The organism is Kluyvera intermedia, from assembly GCF_021440345.1.
Classification (GTDB): Bacteria; Pseudomonadota; Gammaproteobacteria; order Enterobacterales; family Enterobacteriaceae; genus Kluyvera; species Kluyvera intermedia_A.
The window spans coordinates 1-1,449 of sequence record NZ_JAKCNS010000163.1 but is presented as its reverse complement, the minus strand read 5'-3'; the positions used below and the strand labels follow the sequence as shown (position 1 = coordinate 1,449).

Genomic DNA, 1,449 nt, shown 5'->3' with positions numbered 1-1,449 from the left:
AATCAGCTTGTTTTGGTGATGTTAATGCATTCTCACCGGAACGGGATGGTTATTGTCTGAAAATATAATTAATTAATTTGAGATAACCATGAAAACTGTAAAAAAACTTCCATTAGCTATGGCGGTTATCGCCGCGCTTTGCCCGCTTTCCTCTGTAATGGCACAAGATTTTACTCAGGACCAAATCGACGCCATTGTGGCCAAGGCCGTCGATAAAGCGCTGGCGGACCGCCAGGCCAAAATGGACGCCGCCGCCGCCAAAAAGGTGGACCTGGAGACCAACCCACAAACCGCCGCGCAGTCCCCGGATCTGGCGATTCCATTCGGCCTGAAGTTTAGCGGCTACGCCCGCTACGGCGCGCATTTCCAGACTGGCGATCAAAAATATGTCGGCGTTGATGGCTCGTACAACGGAGCCTCGGCGATTGGTCGTCTCGGTAACGAAGGCAACGGCGGCGAATTCCAGATAACCAAAGCCTTTAAGAGCAGCAAAGGCGCCATCTGGGATATTAACGTCATGTTCGATCACTGGAGTGACGAAGTTAACCTGAAAAAAGCCTACGTCGGCGTGACCAACGTGCTGGAGTCCAATCCGAACGCCTATATCTGGGCCGGTCGCGACTTCCACCAGCGTCCGCAACAGGGTATCAACGACTACTTCTGGATGAACCACGACGGCCAGGGTGCCGGGGTGAAAAACTTTGATATCGGCGGCGTGCAGTTCGACGTTGCGGGTGTTTCGCAGGTGAAATCCTGTAGTCCGGAAGTGATGGCCGATGAATCAAACCCATCGCGCATCACCTGTACCGGCAGCTCCGACACCGGGGATGACGGCCATTACGCATTGACCACCAAAACCCACAACATCAAAGCGGGCCCAATCGACGTTGAGGTTTACGCCAACTACGGCTTTGATTCTAAAGCGGTGGATAACGACGCGCAGCTGGATGCCTGGCAGGGCGGGCTGTTGCTGAGCCACACCAACGACAGCGGCGTGAACAAAGTTATCCTGCGTTACTCCGATAACTCAGATAACAGCGTTTACAACAAAACTGACGGCTTAACCGCCATCTACGCCAGCTTTGAGGGCAACTATAAGTTTACGCAGCAGGCGCAAATCGAATACCTGCTGGCCTTCCACGATTATGACAACAGCAAAGACAACACCGACAACCGTAAAAACTACGGCGCGATTGTACGTCCAATGTACTTCTGGAATGACGTGCACTCGACCTGGCTGGAAGCGGGCTATCAGCGCGTAGATTACGATCAGGGCGGCGATAACCACGGCTGGAAGCTGACCCTGTCGCAGAACATCGCCATCGGTATGGGGCCTGAGTTCCGTCCAATGCTGCGTTTCTACGTGACCGGCGGTCAGGTCGACAACAAGCGTACGGCGAAGGTGAACGGCACCGAAGACCAGCAGCTGGATTCGCTGAACGTCGGCGG

Annotated in this window: 1 protein-coding gene; it reads left to right on the top strand. The window is 54.0% G+C overall.

Translation table 11 applies throughout. The features are described 5' to 3' along the window. Positions 1–88: 88 nt before the first annotated feature. On the top strand, positions 89–1,449 hold a 1,361-nt coding region (locus LZ634_RS22495; protein WP_234508945.1), incomplete at its 3' end, for a carbohydrate porin.